Origin of the sequence: Pseudaestuariivita rosea (assembly GCF_017592335.1) — a bacterium.
Classification (GTDB): Bacteria; Pseudomonadota; Alphaproteobacteria; order Rhodobacterales; family Rhodobacteraceae; genus Parasulfitobacter; species Parasulfitobacter rosea.
Genome location: NZ_JACNMP010000013.1, coordinates 1 through 16,882 on the forward strand (window position 1 = coordinate 1; position 16,882 = coordinate 16,882).

At 54.5% G+C, this 16,882-nt stretch carries 19 protein-coding genes; 3 read left to right on the forward strand and 16 right to left on the reverse strand.

Annotated elements, in window-relative coordinates:
* A partial coding sequence (locus tag H7848_RS10405; protein ID WP_208350917.1) for a transposase occupies positions 1 to 226 on the reverse strand: 226 nt, incomplete at its 3' end.
* 735 nt (positions 227 to 961) lie between these two features.
* Positions 962 to 2,524, reverse strand: a complete 1,563-nt coding sequence (gene guaA, locus H7848_RS10410; protein ID WP_208351195.1) for a glutamine-hydrolyzing GMP synthase — start codon at positions 2,522 to 2,524, stop codon at positions 962 to 964.
* Between the two features lie 193 nt (positions 2,525 to 2,717).
* On the opposite strand from guaA, the gene H7848_RS10415 reads away from it, so the two are divergent.
* On the forward strand, positions 2,718 to 4,259 hold the full coding sequence (locus tag H7848_RS10415; protein WP_208350918.1) for a trimethylamine methyltransferase family protein: 1,542 nt from the start codon (positions 2,718 to 2,720) through the stop codon (positions 4,257 to 4,259).
* Here the strand turns inward: H7848_RS10415 and H7848_RS10420 are convergent.
* Entirely contained in the window at positions 4,256 to 4,534 is a 279-nt protein-coding gene (locus H7848_RS10420; protein ID WP_208350919.1) for a DUF6477 family protein, read from the reverse strand. The genes H7848_RS10415 and H7848_RS10420 overlap by 4 nt on opposite strands.
* Positions 4,535 to 4,757: 223 nt before the next feature.
* Here H7848_RS10420 and H7848_RS10425 point away from each other — a divergent pair, with 223 nt between their 5' ends.
* Positions 4,758 to 5,867, forward strand: coding sequence for a DUF6456 domain-containing protein (locus H7848_RS10425; protein ID WP_208350920.1), 1,110 nt, complete (start codon positions 4,758 to 4,760; stop codon positions 5,865 to 5,867).
* A gap of 16 nt (positions 5,868 to 5,883) precedes the next feature.
* Here the strand turns inward: H7848_RS10425 and H7848_RS10430 are convergent, their stop codons facing one another.
* Positions 5,884 to 6,336, reverse strand: coding sequence for an iron-sulfur cluster assembly scaffold protein (locus H7848_RS10430; RefSeq protein WP_208350924.1), 453 nt, complete (start codon positions 6,334 to 6,336; stop codon positions 5,884 to 5,886).
* Between the two features lie 48 nt (positions 6,337 to 6,384).
* Between H7848_RS10430 and hisI the strand changes: the two genes are divergently transcribed.
* Entirely contained in the window at positions 6,385 to 6,762 is a 378-nt protein-coding gene (gene hisI / locus H7848_RS10435; RefSeq protein WP_208350926.1) for a phosphoribosyl-AMP cyclohydrolase, read from the forward strand.
* Here hisI and gluQRS read toward each other — a convergent pair.
* The 12 genes from gluQRS to H7848_RS10495 all read right to left on the reverse strand — a co-directional run bounded on the left by gluQRS (position 6,752) and on the right by H7848_RS10495 (position 16,685).
* Entirely contained in the window at positions 6,752 to 7,639 is an 888-nt protein-coding gene (gene gluQRS / locus H7848_RS10440; RefSeq protein WP_208350928.1) for a tRNA glutamyl-Q(34) synthetase GluQRS, read from the reverse strand. The two genes, hisI and gluQRS, sit on opposite strands and share 11 nt — an antisense overlap.
* Positions 7,626 to 8,240: a class I SAM-dependent DNA methyltransferase gene (locus tag H7848_RS10445; protein ID WP_208350929.1), complete on the reverse strand. Its 615-nt coding sequence runs from the start codon at positions 8,238 to 8,240 to the stop codon at positions 7,626 to 7,628. The genes gluQRS and H7848_RS10445 overlap by 14 nt, the downstream gene beginning before the upstream one ends.
* Before the next feature lie 12 nt (positions 8,241 to 8,252).
* The gene (trmFO, locus tag H7848_RS10450) at positions 8,253 to 9,608 is read right to left on the reverse strand and encodes a methylenetetrahydrofolate--tRNA-(uracil(54)-C(5))-methyltransferase (FADH(2)-oxidizing) TrmFO (protein WP_208350930.1); all 1,356 of its coding nucleotides are present in this window, start codon (positions 9,606 to 9,608) and stop codon (positions 8,253 to 8,255) included.
* A gap of 93 nt (positions 9,609 to 9,701) precedes the next feature.
* Entirely contained in the window at positions 9,702 to 10,091 is a 390-nt protein-coding gene (locus H7848_RS10455) for a hypothetical protein (RefSeq protein WP_208350931.1), read from the reverse strand.
* On the reverse strand, positions 10,091 to 10,477 hold the full coding sequence (locus H7848_RS10460; RefSeq protein WP_208350932.1) for a response regulator: 387 nt from the start codon (positions 10,475 to 10,477) through the stop codon (positions 10,091 to 10,093). The genes H7848_RS10455 and H7848_RS10460 overlap by 1 nt, the downstream gene beginning before the upstream one ends.
* 14 nt (positions 10,478 to 10,491) lie before the next feature.
* A complete protein-coding gene (locus H7848_RS10465) occupies positions 10,492 to 11,331 on the reverse strand; it encodes a CheR family methyltransferase (protein ID WP_208350933.1) in 840 nt (279 codons plus the stop codon).
* Between the two features lie 26 nt (positions 11,332 to 11,357).
* Positions 11,358 to 11,825, reverse strand: coding sequence for a chemotaxis protein CheW (locus tag H7848_RS10470; RefSeq protein WP_208350935.1), 468 nt, complete (start codon positions 11,823 to 11,825; stop codon positions 11,358 to 11,360).
* A 5-nt stretch (positions 11,826 to 11,830) separates the two neighbouring features.
* Complete coding sequence (locus H7848_RS10475; protein WP_237072694.1) at positions 11,831 to 13,924, reverse strand: chemotaxis protein CheA; 2,094 nt, start codon at positions 13,922 to 13,924, stop codon at positions 11,831 to 11,833.
* 13 nt (positions 13,925 to 13,937) lie between these two features.
* Positions 13,938 to 14,306 carry a response regulator gene (locus H7848_RS10480; RefSeq protein ID WP_208350937.1) on the reverse strand — a complete coding sequence of 123 codons (369 nt, stop codon included), beginning with the start codon at positions 14,304 to 14,306 and terminating at the stop codon, positions 13,938 to 13,940.
* Entirely contained in the window at positions 14,303 to 14,575 is a 273-nt protein-coding gene (locus H7848_RS10485; protein ID WP_208350939.1) for an STAS domain-containing protein, read from the reverse strand. The genes H7848_RS10480 and H7848_RS10485 overlap by 4 nt, the downstream gene beginning before the upstream one ends.
* 95 nt (positions 14,576 to 14,670) lie before the next feature.
* A complete protein-coding gene (locus tag H7848_RS10490; protein ID WP_208350941.1) occupies positions 14,671 to 15,654 on the reverse strand; it encodes a glucokinase in 984 nt (327 codons plus the stop codon).
* A 2-nt stretch (positions 15,655 to 15,656) separates the two neighbouring features.
* On the reverse strand, positions 15,657 to 16,685 hold the full coding sequence (locus tag H7848_RS10495) for a LacI family DNA-binding transcriptional regulator (protein ID WP_208350949.1): 1,029 nt from the start codon (positions 16,683 to 16,685) through the stop codon (positions 15,657 to 15,659).
* Positions 16,686 to 16,882 lie beyond the last annotated feature (197 nt).

Here is a 16,882-nt window from a genome sequence, read left to right on the forward strand (position 1 = left end):
TGTCACGCTCCTCGGTCACGCGGGCCAGTTCTTTCTTAAGCCGCCTGACCTCGGCTTCCTGATCAGTCACACGCTGTGGCTTCGAAAACTGCGCCATCCAAGTGTACAAAGACTTGGTGCTGATCCCGAGCCGTTCAGCCACATCCTTGACCGAATATCCGCGCTCCGTGACCTGCGCCACCGCGTCGATCTTGAACTCGTCTGAGTAACGAATTTGACCTGACATATACGTCGTCCTTTGCTTCCAAAATTACCAAGCAAAGCGTCTACAAATCTAGGGGCACCTCAGTTGAATGCCTTGCGCGGGAGTATGAACCCTGCGCTGCCACAATCCATGATTGGGTGAAGCAGGCCAGTGCTGATGATGGTTGTAATGATCGAAAAAGGCGTCGATCTGTTGCCTGAGATCACCGGGCAGCTAGTAGTTTTCCAGCAGGATACGGTTCTTGAGGGTTGATGCCATCGCTTGATCTTGCCCTAGGTTTGGGGGTGATATCCCCCCAGCAGAAGCCCAAGAGAAGTTCTATGAACAGTGCAATGAGTTCGATATAGTCGCCTGAAACGGAGTAATCAGCCTCCAGGAAAACCGGGGCGGTTCATTCTCCTTTGTAGCAAAATACCAAGTCATAGGAGCGGAACAATTCCAGGACAGGTTCACTGGGCCGGTGATGAAGGATAAGCCAACAGGCCGCCGGATCGGCTATCGCATCAAGGCCGAAGACCTGATAACGGCACCAGACAATGTGGTGATCTGCGCGGCCGATGAGTTCTGCGACAAAACAACCTGACCGAACGGGCGCTGGCAGACCGATGGCAAGCCTATCGGATCTCGTCATCCAGTCCATCAGCACAATTCGCTGCTGAGCATAGCTATCGAATGATAGTGAGAGAAATAAGTCAATAAATCAGTAATTTATGGGTCGATATCCGAAAGCTGCCGAACGTCTTCAGTGCTTGGAAATCATTCCCACTCAATGGTTCCGGGCGGCTTCGATGTGATGTCATAGGTCACACGGTTGATACCGGGGACTTCGTTTATGATGCGCGTTGCCGTTTCGCCCAGAAAGTCATGGGTAAAGGGATAATAGTCGGCCGTCATTCCGTCTACCGATGTTACCGCGCGTAAAGCGCAGGCATAGTCATATGTCCGCCCATCCCCCATAACACCAACCGTCCGCACGGGAAGTATAGCGACAAAGGCCTGCCAGATTTCATCATAAAGGCTATGTTTCCTGATCTGATCGATATAAACAGCGTCAGCCTTGCGAAGAATATCGAGCTTTTCGCGCGTGATTTCGCCCGGACATCGGATCGCAAGACCTGGGCCAGGAAAAGGATGGCGGCCAATAAAGCTGATGGGCAGTCCAAGTTCATGCCCCAGGGCACGTACTTCGTCTTTGAAAAGCTCACGCAGCGGCTCGACCAGCTTGAGCCCCATTTTTTCAGGAAGTCCCCCGACGTTGTGGTGGGATTTTATCGTCACCGAGGGCCCGCCGGAAAAGCTGACCGACTCGATGACATCCGGATAAAGGGTGCCTTGGGCCAGAAATTCGGCCCCTTCGATGTCGTTTGCGTATTTTTGGAAGACATCAATGAATAGCTTCCCGATGATCTTACGTTTTGTTTCCGGGTCAGACACACCTTCGAGGGAATTCAGAAACAATTCACTTTCGTCGGCATGTATTAAAGGCAAATTGTAATGCTGCCTGAACATACCGACGACTTCTTCGGCTTCGTTCTGGCGCATCAGTCCATGATCGACAAAAACACAGGTCAGCTGATCGCCAATCGCTTCGTGTATCAGAACCGCAGCGACAGAACTGTCCACACCGCCGGAAAGGGCACAGATGACTTTCTTGTCACCAACCTGATCGCGTATCTTGCGAATGGCCTCTTCGCGATAGGCGTCCATTGTCCAATCGCCCGTGAAACCGGCCATGCGAACGAAGTTTTCATATAGCGTTTTGCCGTTGGGTGTATGGTGAACCTCGGGGTGGAACTGAACAGCGTAGAAATGACGCGACAGGTCCGCGGTTATCGCATAGGGCGCGTTCGGCGACGTGCCGTAGACCGCAAATCCATCCGCAATCTGGCTGACATGATCGCCATGTGACATCCAGACCTGTTCGCGGTCCTCCAGAAACCAGCCGTTTAGCAGATCGATGCGACTGTCAGATGGCGTCACGTAAGCCCGGCCAAATTCGGCCGTGCCCTGGCCACGCTCAACCCGCCCGCCCAGCATCTGCATCATGACCTGTTGACCATAACAGATCCCCAGAATGGGTACGCACATGTCAAACACCATTTGCGGTGGCCGTGGCGATGCGTCATCCAATACACTGGCCGGGCCGCCCGAAAAGATGATTGCTTTGGGTTTGTAATCCCGAAGGAATTGTTCGGTCACGTTCTGATAAGGGTGAATTTCGCAGTAGATGTTCAACTCACGCAGGCGCCGCGCGATCAGCTGCGTCACCTGACTGCCGAAATCAATGATAAGCAGGCGGTCATGATTGGGTTCTGTCATGCCTGCGTGGTAGAATTTCACATGCTTGGGCGCAAGCCTTAACACTGCATCTTGTGCATCATTGACGAAAAACAGGTCAGTTTCGTGGGGCACATCCCGTGAAATGTCGCTTTCCCACCGGAAAGGACGAAAAAAGATCACGGGTCAGACATATCTGACAGTATTATAATTCAAAACCAGGGCGGAGATCATAATGTCAGATACGGCTGCGCGGAAAAGAACACGGGGGGGCGGGGCTGCACGCCGGGCCGAGCGGACTGCGATCCGCATCGAAACGGCGCGTTATATCGAACGCAACATACCGCTGATCGACATCCTCAACCAGGAAGCGTTGGAAATCGTCGAAGCCAATGCCGAAACAGTTCTTGAAGAAATTGGCGTGGCCTTCACAGATAATCCGTCCGCCTTGGCAAGATGGAAAGACGCGGGCGCCGATGTGTCCGGTGAACGTGTTCGTTTGCCCAAGGGTTTGGCCCGCTCTCTTTGCCAAACAGCACCGCAAAGTTATATGCAGCACGCCCGCAACCCGGACAAATCGGTTGTCATTGGCAGCAACACTTTGGTCACCGCACCGGTGTACGGCCCACCGTTTGTCCGCGACAGCCTGGGTGGGCGTCGATATGCCGTAATGGAGGATTTTAGAACCTTCGTAAAGCTGGCCTATATGTCAAAATGGCTGCACCATTCTGGCGGTACCCTGTGCGAACCAACGGATGTGGCGGTGAATAAACGACATCTTGATATGCTGTTTGCGCATATGACGCTAAGCGATAAGCCCTTTATGGGATCGGTTACCGATCCTGCGCGGGCCGCGGATAGTGTTGAGATGTGTGAACTGCTATTTGGCCGCGATTTTGTCCAGCAAAACACGGTTTTGACATCTCTGATCAATATCAATTCGCCGCTGACGTTTGATGCCACGATGATGGGCGCGCTTGAGGTTTATGCAAAGGCCGGGCAGGCCTGCATCATATCACCTTTTATCGTCGGGGGCGCGATGGCTCCGGTCACTGTAATGGGCACCCTGACGCAGGTTTTGGCAGAGGTTCTGGCAGGCATCGCCTATAGCCAGCTGATCCGGCCCGGCGCGCCCGTGATTTTCGGAACATTTGTGACCTCGATCGACATGAACTCGGGGGCGCCGACATTCGGAACACCCGAAGCCAGCCAGATTTTGTATGGGGCAGGGCAGTTGGCGCGCCGTATGAATCTGCCGTTCAGATCGGGTGGGGCGCTTTGCGGATCGAAACTGCCCGATGCGCAGGCGGCTTATGAAAGCGCCAATACCCTGAACGCGGCCCTGTTCGGGGGGGTGAATTTCATGCTGCATTCCTGCGGTTGGCTTGAGGGCGGTTTGGTGGCCAGCCCCGAAAAATTCGTGATCGATGCCGATCAATTGGGCGCGTTGCACCGTGTGGCGTCAGGCATCCGAACCGACGAACAAGGTCAGGCGATGGATGCCATTCGTGAGGTCGGGCCAGGCGGGCATTACCTGGGCTGCGCCCATACGCAAAGCCATTTCAAGGATGCGTTCTGGCGCACCGATTTGCTGGATTACAAAACCTTTGAAACCTGGGCCGAAGAGGGCGAACGGGATACAGTCGCCCTGGCTGCGCAAAGGGTTAACAAACTGTTGGACACATACCAAAAGCCGCCGATTGATCCCGGCACGGAAGAGGCTTTGATCGACTATGTTGATCGCAAAAAGGCCTCGATGCCCGACGCATTAACTTAATTTTGCATTAACTCAGCTTCGCCCATCATCGCGATCAGCACCTCAAGATGGCGTCGGCAGTTGTAGGCGACATCGCCCGTTTTGCGCTGATCTTCCAGTTCTGCCTCGGCGCTGATCAGTTTTGCCAGCGCGGCGCCATGGGACAGGACAGCGTCTGAACGCAAGACCTGGCGCAGGTATTTGCCGCGTTTATAGTGCTTTACGCCGAAACGGGCCGCATCGATCAGCAACGAAGGCCGCCGCAGGTTTTGAAGAAATGTCATAAGATCGGTCATTTGTATTCCCCGGTTTTTTGAAGTCCGACGAACATCGTTTCACAACTTTAAGACGTGTTGCGTAATCGCTGAGTCAGCGTACGCAGGTATTAAGATTAGTTATTATTTACGAACCATGATCGCCCCGTAGCGGATTTTAACTGTCTGGTAAGAAACGCACTCTTAGGTTGTGGCAAAAATTAGGAGCCCTACGATTGCTCCTGAATGACCCTCGGAGGAAAGTATGCTGCAGGTTATTGGCCAAAACGGTCATAATGCTTTGCCCAATTGGGTTCCTGAAGCGGCCCAGCTTTACCTGCTCCATACGGAGACAGGACATTCCATTCGCGCCCTGGCGCGTGGGGCAGGGTGCCATGCCTCGACCGTTCTAAGACAGGTGCGCCGGTTCGAAAACCGTCGTGACGATCCGCTCATTGATGAAGCACTGCGCAGGCTGGGTGCCGCGCATTTCAGGGGAACATCATGCCCCGATGAGAAGGATCAAAACAGTATGACTGCTCAATTCAAACCCTCTGATCTGGCAACCGACGACGACACCATCAATCAGGAAGGCCGCCGCATATTGCGCCGTTTGTGCGAAACGGGTTCGGTTCTGGCCGTGGCGGCGGATATGGAAAAAGCGGTCGTCATGCGCACCGCACCCGATGGCAGCTGCACCCGCACAGCCGTTGTCGATCGCACGATCGCCCAGGCCATGGCGCTGAAGGAATGGATTGTCTGCAACAAGGCCGGGCGCATTTCGCAGTATGAGATCACGACCGTTGGCCGCAATGCCCTGAAGCGGCTGATGGAAGAAAGCGAAGACGCCGGCGACGATGACGATCAGCCCTATGCCGACCAGCATCGCGAGTGGGGCGAAAAATCAGTTGCCGGTCACGCTGAACGCATTCGCTACAACATGGCTGAATCGCCCCTGGCCGGTCTGGCGCGCCGCAAAGACAAAAACGGGCAGCCGTTTCTAAGCGAAGACCTGGTGGCTGCGGGTGAACGCCTGCGTGAAGATTTTGAACTGGCCCAGATGGGCCCGCGTGTTGCCCAGAACTGGGATAAATTCCTGACCGGCGGTGATCGTGGTGGGTTTAAGCCTGGCAGCAGCATTGGCAACGGCCCGGCAGATGCGCGTGATCGGGTGGCCGAGGCACTGCATGATCTGGGGCCTGGATTGGGCGATGTGGTCTTGCGGACATGCTGTTTTCTGGAAGGTATGGAAACGACCGAAAAACGCATGGGCTGGTCTGCGCGGTCGGGAAAAATTGTTCTGCGCATCGCCCTTCAACGGCTGCAACGCCATTACGAAGAACGCTATGGCCCCTATGGACCGATGATTGGTTAACGCAAAACCCGTGCCGTCATGCGCATTCGGATTTCTGGGCTGAGGCCAGCGCGTCAGACAGCGCCTCAAGCGACAGAAGGATCGACGCATGACGGTTTTTGTAATCACGCGCGGGCATCAGGACCTCAAGGTCGTGGAACGGCGCATCGGGGGCGGGGCCACCCGCCTTCAGCATGCTGTTCAGCTGATCGCGCGCTTTTTCAATGTCATCCGGCGTGCAGCCAATGACATTCTGCCCGACCACTGATGCCGCGGCTTGCCCCAAAGCGCAGGCTTTCACATCCTGACCAAAATCGACGATCCGACCATCTTCGACCTGAACATCCACAGTCACAGTCGACCCACACAGCGGTGAGCGCCGCTTGGCGGTGGCCGTCGGGCTTTCAAGCCGCGTTGTGTGCGGAATATCAACCGCCAGGGCCCGAATACGGCCCGAGTACAGTTTGATCATGTCCTTTTCGGCAGTCATGGCTTTTCCTTTGGTCGCGTTCCCCATAAATAAAGCGCTGGTTCGCAGATGCAAAAGGTTTTCGACATGGGGTTCGATCCACTTAGCCTAAAGTATGATCAGGTCGGTCTGATCCCGGTGATTGCGCAGGAAGAGGGCACAGGCGACGTGCTGATGATGGCCTGGATGAATGCCGAGGCTGTCGCGAAAACGCTCAGCACCGGGCGGATGACGTATTGGAGCCGGTCGCGACAGTCGTTCTGGATCAAGGGCGAAAGCAGCGGACACGTGCAGGACTTGGTTGATCTGCGTGTGGATTGTGATCGGGATTGCCTTTTGGCGATTGTGCGTCAAACGGGTCCGGCGTGCCATACTAACAGAAAAACATGTTTTTACAGTGCGATACGTGATGATGTTGAAGTCGAATTGATGGGGCCTATGGTCTAAGCCCGACACGCTGACGAATGTCATCAACCGTTGCGCCGTGATCCAGATACTTGCGAATAGCCTCGGCATCATGCCGCTTTGCTAGCCGTTTGCCTTGCGCATCGCGGATCAGGCGGTGGTGATGGTAAACCGGCGTTGGCAGATCAAATAGCTTCTGCAAAACAACATGAATCTTTGTTGCCTCAAACAAGTCCTGCCCCCGCACGACATGGGTGATCCCCTGAAATGCATCGTCCAAAACCACCGAAAGATGGTATGAGGTCCCCATACCAGCCCGCGCAACAACGATATCACCAATCTGATCAATGATCTCATCTGGCGTGAACGCGATCAGGCCGCTTTCGCCGTTCGGGCCTTGGCCTTGTTCCTGAAACGAAAAGGTGGTCGGATTTCCTAGGCTTTTCATCGCCTTACGCATATCAAGACGCAATGTGGCCACCGGTGGCACCCGAAATTGACCGTGCTGATAATTTCGACAGGTGCCGGGATAGACAACTCCGTCCGGCCCGACGGTGGGATCGACCCCCTCTTGCGGGGCACTTGCCGCGGCCAGGATGTCGCGGCGATTACAGGTGCACGGAAAGATCAACTGCCGGTTCCACAAATCCTGAATCGCCTCGCGGTATGCATGCGACCTTTCGGATTGACGCAGAACGGGTTCAGGCCAGCTTAGGCCAAGTGCCTTTAAATCCCGAAATATCCAGTCTTCCCACTCCTTTCGCGCGCGGGACTGGTCGATGTCTTCGATCCGCAGCAGAAACGCGCCGCCAGCCGACGTCGCTAAATCATGGGCCAACATCGCAGAATAGGCATGCCCCAAATGCAGTGGCCCGGTCGGCGAAGGGGCAAACCGTGTGCGAAAATCATCTCTTTTCAAAGATATAGATCGCCGATTTAAGGCTAATTCCAAGCAAATGATCGCCGTATTCGTAGAACCTGCCAATCGCCAGATTATTGTTCAGGTAATCATCGACCTTTCCTTTGAACTGAGCATTCGCCATCGCGTGATCGTTCAGCGAAAAGGCCATCAAACCTTTGGTCGCAAGCGCCGCAAACATGATATCAAGCGTCTCGGGCGGGGCCGCGCCGACACCAATGACGCCCACCGCCGCAATTGCCGCATAATCGCCGGGGTTTGTCTTTAAGTTCGCTCCAGCCTCGATCTGCCAGACATCGCGATAAACGCCTTTGTCCTTCGCTTCGGCCAGCATATCGGGCGATAAATCGACGCCATCGACCGTGCGAAAGCCACGACTGTTCAGTTCTTCGCCAAAAAGCCCGGTCCCGCATCCGAAATCAAGGACAGGTGCGGATTTATCTGTCAGTAGCTTCGCCAAAGCATCGGCTGCCCGGACAGGGGTTGCATATCCATTTTCAGCAACCTCAGCATCATAGGATGTCGACCATTTGTCATAGAGAACCTTGGTTTCGTCTGACGTTCGGGCATCATAGGCTTTGTCCAGATACTTGTCCGACATCTTGGCCACCCCCTAAGCCGCGTCGCGGTTGGTTTGCGACAGCCAGTTTATCCAAAGCTGTTTCGCCCGGTCCGTATAGGCCTTGTATCTGTCTTTTCGACCTTTTCGGCCACCTTTGACACCATCGACCGGCGGGAACAGGCCAAAGTTCACATTCATCGGTTGGAATGTCTTGGCATCCGCGCCGCCCGTTATGTGGTTAATCAATGCACCCATTGCGGTTTCGGGCGGGGGCGCTGGCGTATGCTGGCCTAAGATCTGACTTGCGGCCATGCGCCCGGCCAGCAAACCCATCGCGGCACTTTCGACATAGCCCTCGACCCCGGTGATTTGACCCGCGAAACGAATATGCGGCTTGGACTTAAGACGCATTTGATCGTCCAGCAGAGTAGGCGAGTTGATGAAGGTGTTCCTGTGAATACCGCCTAGTCGCGCAAACCGGGCGTTTTCAAGCCCGGGGATCATACGGAACACATCCGTCTGGGCGCCGTATTTCATCTTGGTCTGGAAGCCGACGATGTTAAACAAAGTACCAAGGGCGTTGTCACGCCTCAGTTGCACAACCGCATAAGGTTTGACTTCTGGTTGATGTGGATTGGTTAGCCCCACCGGCTTCATTGGGCCGAAACGCGGGGTGTCGCGACCACGTTCTGCCATGACCTCAATCGGCAGGCATCCATCGAAATAACCGGCTATTTCACCCTCTTTGAATTCGGTTTTGTCCGCATTGAGCAACGCATCAATGAAAGCCTCGTACTGATCGCGATCCATGGGGCAATTCAGATAGGCTGTCCGCTCCTCTTCGGTTTCGCCTTTGTCATAGCGCGACTGCATCCAGGCCTTCGACATATCGATGCTGTCGGCATAAACGATCGGGGCGATGGCGTCGAAAAAGGCCAATGCCTCGCTGCCCGTTTCCGCCTGCACAGCGCTGGCCAAGCCCCCCGATGTCAGCGGGCCCGTTGCAATAATCCAATGTCCATGCTGCGGCAGGTGGGTTACTTCATCGTTCGAAACGGTAACGTTGGGCAATTTTCGCAGCGCTTCGGTGACGCTTTGTGCAAAGGGGTCTCGATCCACGGCCAACGCACCACCCGCAGGCAGGCGGTGTTTGTCGGCCATTTGCATAATCAATCCACTGGCCTGCCGCATTTCCCAATGCAGCAAGCCGACGGCATTGTATTCGTGATCATCTGATCGGAAGGAATTTGAACAGACCATCTCAGCCAGATGGCCGGTTTGATGTGCGAAGGTCCCGGTCTTGGGGCGCATTTCATGAATTACGACATGTGCACCCATATGTGCAGCCTGCCAGGCGGCCTCAGATCCGGCCATGCCGCCACCGATGATGTGAAGCGTGTTGTCCATCACACTCATCTACTTCGGATTGATGGTCTTTTAAAGATCAAACCGGCTAAAAGCAGGTCTTTGCAGCATCTGATTGCTGGCTTTCAGCGGGGCCTAGAACCAGTCAATCTCATCATCATTGAATGCACTTTCGGCGCTGCTGGCTGGGGTGACATCCAGAAGGCGCCGTTTAAGGCTGTCCAATTTCAGACCCGTCAGATCGTCTGAGCCAACACAGCGTTCCAGCAGATCATGACCGACTTTGGCGCCGATCACCGTCTGACAGGCCGACAGATCACCAAGTGTCTGCTGAAGAAAATCTAGGGATTGCATCGCCTCGATGTAAACAGGATCTGCGGTCTTGGTCGTATCCAGCAGGGCGTTTTCGAGTTTTCGCGTAACGCCCACCAGATCCTGTAACTCGTCTGCAATGTGTTCCAGCAGACGAGACAGCGAAACCTCGGCAATTTGATGCGATAGAACTGTGTTTCCACCATCCGGCATTACAAACGCCCGACAACGGCTTCAATGCATTGCAGCAATTGCTTGGGTTCGAAGGGTTTTTTCAAGCAGTTATTCATACCCAGCTTTTTGCCATGCTCTATGATTTCCTTTTCTGCCCGACCTGTGATCAGGATGAAACCAACACCCTTGGTGGCTGCATTCTGACGAATAGCGTGCAACAAATGCAGGCCATCCATATTCGGCATGTTGTAATCCGAGATCACCAGATGCACTGGCGACTTCGACAGCGATTCCAATGCGCTTGGGCCGTCGCTTGCGGTCGACACGTTCTGAACGCCGAAGCTGTCCAATGCCTGAGTGATCAACCCACGGCTTGTCGCCATGTCATCCACCACAAGGATCCTGATCTTATCTCGAAGTGCCATTTTCTATCCTCAATTTATGCCTTAGCGGCAGTTTTTCTGTAAGTTGTTACACCAGCGCTTTGTATGTCCTGCATCTGGCCTTCACCCAGCCGCTCAGAGTGGCCAACAATCAGCCATCCTCCCGGTTTCATGATTTTTTTGAACCTTGACCAAAGGTTGTCTTGCGTCTGTTCATCGAAATAAATCACGACATTTCGACAAAAGATGACGTCAAATGTGCCCTTCATTGGCCATTTTGACAGCAGGTTCAGTTCACGAAACGCGATAAGCTTTCGCAGATTGTCATGCATCAGATATCCGCTCTGACCGTCCATGTTTGCAGGGGTCAAAAAGCGTTTTTTGCGGCCTTCATCGACTCCGGATATTTCACGTTCGTTGTAAAATCCGCGCTTTGCGGTTTGGATCATGTTGGTATCGATATCTGTCGCCAGAATGCGAATATCCAGCCGATCAATGTCAGCTATGTTTTCAATCAGCGACATCGCAATCGAAAACGGTTCGGGGCCGCTTGAACAACCCGCCGACCAAAGCCGAACCGGATGCCCGGCCTTCGCCTGCTTGACCAATTCGGGAATGACATCTTCCTTTAGCAGATCAAAATGATGCTGCTCACGAAAAAAGCTGGTCACATTGGTTGTCAGCGCCGAGATCATCTTTTTGCGTTCGTCCGCTCCCTTGGGTGACGTGACAAAATCGTGGTACTCGCCAAAATCAGCCAGCTTCAGCGCCCTCAATCTGTTCGACAATCGCGAGTGGATCATCGATTTTTTCCCGGGCGGGATCAACAGGCCCGCTTCCCGATGCGCAAGGCTGGCAAGCTTCATAAAATGTGCATCGGAAAAATGCTGGGTCATCACGGCCTCAGGGCTAAATGGTTGGGTCAGGCAACCTGTGCTTCGATCGACGGCATGACAGCCTGCAAATCCAACAGGCGGATCATACGACCATCGACCAGTGTCAATGCGCTGACAAAGCTGGGTCCGGCATCATTGCCAATCTCGGGCGGGGATTGCATTTCACTCTGCGGAACAGCCAGAATATCGATCACGGCATCGACAAGCAGGCCAACAGTCTGACCCATGAGTTGTACAACGATGATGACATCCCGCTCGGATTGTTCCTCTTTCTCAAGCCCCAAACGTGCGCTGAGGTCGATGATCGGCAACACTGTCCCGCGGAGATTGATCACGCCTTTGACGTAAGTGGGCGAATGCGGCAAGGGTGTTGCTTTGGTCCAACTGCGAATTTCGCGGACCGACATTATGTCGACCGAATATTCCTGATCGCTGATCCGAAACGACAACAGTTCAACATTGCCTGCATCTTTCATATTTTCGATTTCTGACATTTCATTTACCCCGCAAGATCAAATAAGGTATCGTCTGACGAAACCCGGCCCGACGCGTTTGTGATGATATCGGTGGGATCCAGAATCAGTGCGATCTGTCCATCACCCAGAATGGTGGCTGCCGCGACCCCGGGCACGCGGCCGTAGCTTTCTTCAAGCCCTTTGATCACAACCTGGCGCTGGTCCTGAATGCTATCGACAACCAAGGCAGCACGGCTGCCATCCTCTTGTGAAATTAGCAGGACGACCGCACCTTCGTAGCGGTCCAGCGGGGCGCGATATCCAAGTTCAACACCCAGATCAAGAAGCGGAACGAACTGGTCCCGGATGCGGACAAGGAATTTGTTAGATCCCAGTTGTTCTAGCTCTTTCGTGGTCAGCGCAAGTGTCTCGGCAATGGAATTCAAAGGCACAACCATGGCTTCGCCCGCAACATGTACGACCATGCCGTCCAGAACGGCCAAGGTTAGGGGTAGACTGATCGTGAATGATGTGCCCGCACCTGGTGTCGAGCTGATCGAAATTCGCCCACCCAGCGCTTGTATGGCGCTGCGAACGACATCCATGCCGACGCCCCGCCCAGACAGATTTGAAATCTCGCTGGCGGTCGAGAAACCCGGGGCAAACAGCAGATTGTCGATTTCAGTGTCTGTCAGCTGTGTATCCGGCGCGATCAAGCCCTTTTCAACCGCGATCTGATGAACCCGAGGCCTGTTAATTCCGGCACCATCGTCGCTGATTTCGATCACAACGCGGCCAGATCTATGGGCTGCGCTGAGTTTGACGATACCTTCTTCGGGTTTGCCATTGGCCCGTCGCGCGTCGCCTTTTTCAAGCCCGTGATCGACCGCATTACGGATCATGTGGGTTAGCGGGTCCGACAGGCGTTCGATCACCGTTTTATCGATTTCAGTACCTTCGCCCTCGGTCACGAAGCGTACTGTTTTGCCAACATCGGCAGATGCTTCGCGGACAATTCGGGACATCCGTTGGAAAAGCGACTTGATCGGCTGCGCGCGGATCATCATCACGCTGTCCTGAATGTCACGTGTCAGGCGCATGAATTCTTCCAGTCCTGACGACACCTCAGAACTCGGCTGAACACCAATGGCCGAGATGCTTTGCGACAACATCGCCTGATTGATCACCAACTCACCGACCAGATTGACCAAACGGTCGACCCGTTCAAGATCGACGCGAACGGTCGCACGTGGCGCAGCAGTGGGCTGACCGGGTGCCGGGGCTGTGGCCTGCTGTGCACTGGTGGCTACTGCTGCTACTGGCGTCACGGCCTGTGGTTCGGGCGTTTCATCTTCCTCGATTTCAGGCAGATCCGTCGCCGGCAGATCTTCACCTTCGGTGATTGTAAGCTGACAAAGGCCGTCGACAAATTCGAATACTTCCTCGATCGCAGATTTGTCCGCTTCAGTTTCCAGCCTGATCGTCCACTGCAGATAACCGGTTTCGAAGTCAAGTTCGTCAACGACCGGCAATTCCTTCGTGTCGCACGCCACGGTCGCTTCACCCAGTTCACTGAGCGCCTTTAGCAAATGAAGTGGTTCGTTCCCGCTTTCGAACAGTTCGCTAGATGGTTTGAACATGACGGTGAAAACTGACTTAGCGTCATCTGCAAAGTCCAGATCCAGCGCCAGGCCCATCGGCTGAAAATCGATGTCATCATCCGCGCCACTGTCGCCATCGGAGGTTTCGCCCACGATGTCCTGCAAGGCTTTGTACGTATCCTGGGTCAGGGATGGTTCGATGACCTCGCCATCGCGGGACAGCCGGACAAGATCTGACAGAATATCGCCAGCCTGGAACAGAACCCGCATGATGTTGGGGTCGACCGCAAGATCGCCCGACCGGATCGAATCCAGAACAGTTTCATATGTATGTGCAAATTCGACCAGCTGATCCAGCCCGAATGCACCGGCGCCCCCCTTGATCGAGTGGACGGCGCGGAAAACGACGTTGATCGTTTCTGAGTCGGTTTCACCGTTGCTGAGTGCTTCCAACCCGTCTTGCAGGGATTCGAGCAGCTCTTCGCATTCGATGAAGAACGATGCCTTGATTTCGGCCATAGGATCTGGGCTGGTCATTGCGCGTCCTTCCCTATCCTGCGACCATTTTCAGGGCGCGTACAAGCTTTGCAGGATCAAACGGTTTTACAATCCAGCCCGTCGCACCGGCTTTTCGGGCGCGCGCCTTCAGCGTGTCAGCACTTTCGGTCGTCAAAACCAATATCGGAATGCCACGATGCTTTTCCTGTGCGCGGACTGCATCGATAAAGCCGAAACCGTCCAGCTTGGGCATATTGATATCGGTGATAATGACATCCGGGGGCGTCATATCATCCAACACTTCAAGCCCGTGTTCGCCATCTTCGGCCAGGGTCGAAGTGAAACCGGCTTGTGTAAGGGCAATCTTGATCATGTCGCGCATGGTGCGACTGTCGTCTACTGCCAGGACGCTGAGAGTCATGTCACGACCTCCGTCATTGTTGTGGGATCTATACCGAAAAGCGCAAGTTGATCCGAAAATTCAGTCGAAGGATTCTCGATGCGAAATGCGGTGTCTTGAACGGCAAGTTTTTTCCGCGTGGCCAAAAGGATCTGCAGGCAGGGCGTGCTGACATGCGTCACACTGGATGCATCCAAGGCCACATCGCCTTCAACGGCTTTCAGCGTTTCAAACAGTCCTGGCGCTGCTTTCATATCCATGCGGGCGGGCAGCAATATCGTATCAGCCATCGCCGCCACCTGTCGGATCAAAAATCAGCATTTGGAATCCCCTTGTTCGTCTTTGTGACGACAGGTCTAGGGGCATGAGATTTAAGAAAAGGTTTCTAAGAACTAATCTTTGCGGTCGTTTGATTTATTTTTTGTTCAAGAAAACGTGCCGACCCGATTAGGGCGGCATAGTCATCTTTTACAATAAAAACAGGGAATTGAGCCATAAAGTCACCGAACCGACCCTTGTCGCGGAAGCCTTTGGCAAAACCAAATTGACTAAAATGCGCCGCAAATGCACGCGCCACACCGCCCACCAGAAACAGACCGCCGCGCGGCAAATGCACCAAAGCCAGATCCCCGCAGACCCGGCCCAGCATATGACAAAACATCTGTGCCGCCCTTTCTTCGATACTGCCAGCCGTGCTGCAACCCCCCAGAATATCAGCCGCCTTGGCCGGGGCAGCATCGGGGAGATCCCGCACCAGCCACTGGTGCACCAGCTCTAGACCGCGCCCCGACACCACATCTTCGACGGAACAAAACCCGTGATAGTCGCGGATAAACAGGCTCATCTCAAGCTCATCTATGGTCTGGACGGGCAAAGACATATGCCCGCATTCCGACGCTGTGACCTGCTTGCCACCAGGCACATCCTGCACGAATGTCGCATTAAATCCGGTGCCAACGCCCACAACCAGTTTAGGGCCGTCCGACGGGCCGCCCAACACCGGGACAATATGATCAGGGCTGAGGTCATCCAGCGCATAGCCCTGTGCCTGCAGGTCATTCAGAACAAAAGCGTGCTGCACCTGCACAGCATCGGCCAGCGACCGGCTGTCAATCAGCCAGTCCAGATTGGTCATCTTGACCCGGCCATCCTCGACCGGACCGGCTGCAGCCACACAAAGCGCTGTGAAATTCTGACCCTGATCGGCCTGATACTGTGACAGTACATCTTCCAGACAGTTATATTCAGCGTTGCGGAAGCGCGTCACCGTATCACCATCGACCCGACCGTCGCGCACAATCGCCGTGCGGGTGTTCGTGCCGCCGATATCCGCCACCAGCCAGCAGTGCGTATCGATCGGGGGGCACATGTTCACGATGCGGGGGCAGGGGCCGTCGACCGGCCAATGACCAGTTGCGCCTCAAGCAGGCGTTGGGGCAGTTCCATGCCGGGTGTGTTGATCATATCAAGCAAACTTTCCGCCGAAATCCGTCCCGCCTCTTTGACCGATGACCGTGTCGCGGTAAAGACCGGAACGTCATCTTTCGTACCAAAGTAACTGAGAACGTCATCATGCGTCACGACCGAGATATCGCGCCCCATCGTCAGTCCGGCTTCCTGTATGGCCCGCCGCACCCCGAACGCGATAATCATGGATGACACCAGAAACGCCGTGGGGCGGTTTTTATCGGACAGCATCCGTTTGGCGCTGTTATATCCATGCGCTTCGGTCATTTCGTCGGACGCCATGATGTCGCCATTTGGGGAAACGCCACGGGATTTCAGCGCGTTTAGATAGCCGGTTCGCCGTTGTTGCGCAAAATCCATGTATTCATGCCCGTTGACCAGGGCGATGTCGCGATGGCCAAGGTCCAGCAGAAACTCGGTCGCGCGTTCAAAGGCCTGACGATTGTTCACATCGACCCAGGCATAATTATTCGCCTCGCGCGATGACCGGCCGTGCACCAGAAAGGGCATCTCAAGCTGTTGCAACAGCGGAATGCGCAGGTCATTCATGCGGGGGGCGTGAATGATGATGCCGTCAATCGTACCCTTGGCCTTCAGATCGCGGTAAACGCGGGCCTCTTCCTCATCTGCTATGATCGACAGAAACAGATCGTATCCATTGCGCGAATAGGTTTCGCCCGCACCGGCCAGGAAGTCGGCGAAAACCGGGTTGACCAGTTCGTTCTGACCCGAAGTCGCAATGACATGCCCGATTGCCATGGCGCGGCCTGTGGCCAGCCCCTTGGCCTTGGTGTTGGGGCGATAATTGAATTGCTCGGCCGCCTGCATCACCCGCATACGGGTCGATTCACTAACCTCGGGGTAGCCGTTCAAAGCACGGCTGACAGTGGTCTGGGACAACCCCAGGTTTTCGGCAAGCTGTTTCAGGTTCATCGTCATCATTCTTCAAAGCGCTTTAAGTCACGTCAAGATGCTAGCAACAGGATGCTTATCGGTCAAAACCTAATTGAATTCGTTTTGTTTTTCTGCAGATGCGAAGAAATCAACGATTTCAATAGATGATAACGAAGGCATTGACACCATGGGGGAAGTCACGTCACTTTGGGTTAGACTCAAAGCGCTTTCAAATT

Excerpts from the sequence above, each read along its gene's own strand:
- guaA (WP_208351195.1), bottom strand. The coding sequence starts at position 2,524 with ATGACAGAACCCAATCATGACCGCCTGCTTATCATTGATTTCGGCAGT.
- H7848_RS10415 (WP_208350918.1), top strand. The coding sequence starts at position 2,718 with ATGTCAGATACGGCTGCGCGGAAAAGAACACGGGGGGGCGGGGCTGCA.
- H7848_RS10420 (WP_208350919.1), bottom strand. The coding sequence starts at position 4,534 with ATGACCGATCTTATGACATTTCTTCAAAACCTGCGGCGGCCTTCGTTG.
- H7848_RS10425 (WP_208350920.1), top strand. The coding sequence starts at position 4,758 with ATGCTGCAGGTTATTGGCCAAAACGGTCATAATGCTTTGCCCAATTGG.
- H7848_RS10430 (WP_208350924.1), bottom strand. The coding sequence starts at position 6,336 with ATGACTGCCGAAAAGGACATGATCAAACTGTACTCGGGCCGTATTCGG.
- hisI (WP_208350926.1), top strand. The coding sequence starts at position 6,385 with ATGCAAAAGGTTTTCGACATGGGGTTCGATCCACTTAGCCTAAAGTAT.
- H7848_RS10445 (WP_208350929.1), bottom strand. The coding sequence starts at position 8,240 with ATGTCGGACAAGTATCTGGACAAAGCCTATGATGCCCGAACGTCAGAC.
- trmFO (WP_208350930.1), bottom strand. The coding sequence starts at position 9,608 with ATGGACAACACGCTTCACATCATCGGTGGCGGCATGGCCGGATCTGAG.
- H7848_RS10455 (WP_208350931.1), bottom strand. The coding sequence starts at position 10,091 with ATGCCGGATGGTGGAAACACAGTTCTATCGCATCAAATTGCCGAGGTT.
- H7848_RS10460 (WP_208350932.1), bottom strand. The coding sequence starts at position 10,477 with ATGGCACTTCGAGATAAGATCAGGATCCTTGTGGTGGATGACATGGCG.
- H7848_RS10465 (WP_208350933.1), bottom strand. The coding sequence starts at position 11,331 with ATGACCCAGCATTTTTCCGATGCACATTTTATGAAGCTTGCCAGCCTT.
- H7848_RS10470 (WP_208350935.1), bottom strand. The coding sequence starts at position 11,825 with ATGTCAGAAATCGAAAATATGAAAGATGCAGGCAATGTTGAACTGTTG.
- H7848_RS10475 (WP_237072694.1), bottom strand. The coding sequence starts at position 13,924 with ATGACCAGCCCAGATCCTATGGCCGAAATCAAGGCATCGTTCTTCATC.
- H7848_RS10480 (WP_208350937.1), bottom strand. The coding sequence starts at position 14,306 with ATGACTCTCAGCGTCCTGGCAGTAGACGACAGTCGCACCATGCGCGAC.
- H7848_RS10485 (WP_208350939.1), bottom strand. The coding sequence starts at position 14,575 with ATGGCTGATACGATATTGCTGCCCGCCCGCATGGATATGAAAGCAGCG.
- H7848_RS10490 (WP_208350941.1), bottom strand. The coding sequence starts at position 15,654 with ATGTGCCCCCCGATCGATACGCACTGCTGGCTGGTGGCGGATATCGGC.
- H7848_RS10495 (WP_208350949.1), bottom strand. The coding sequence starts at position 16,685 with ATGAACCTGAAACAGCTTGCCGAAAACCTGGGGTTGTCCCAGACCACT.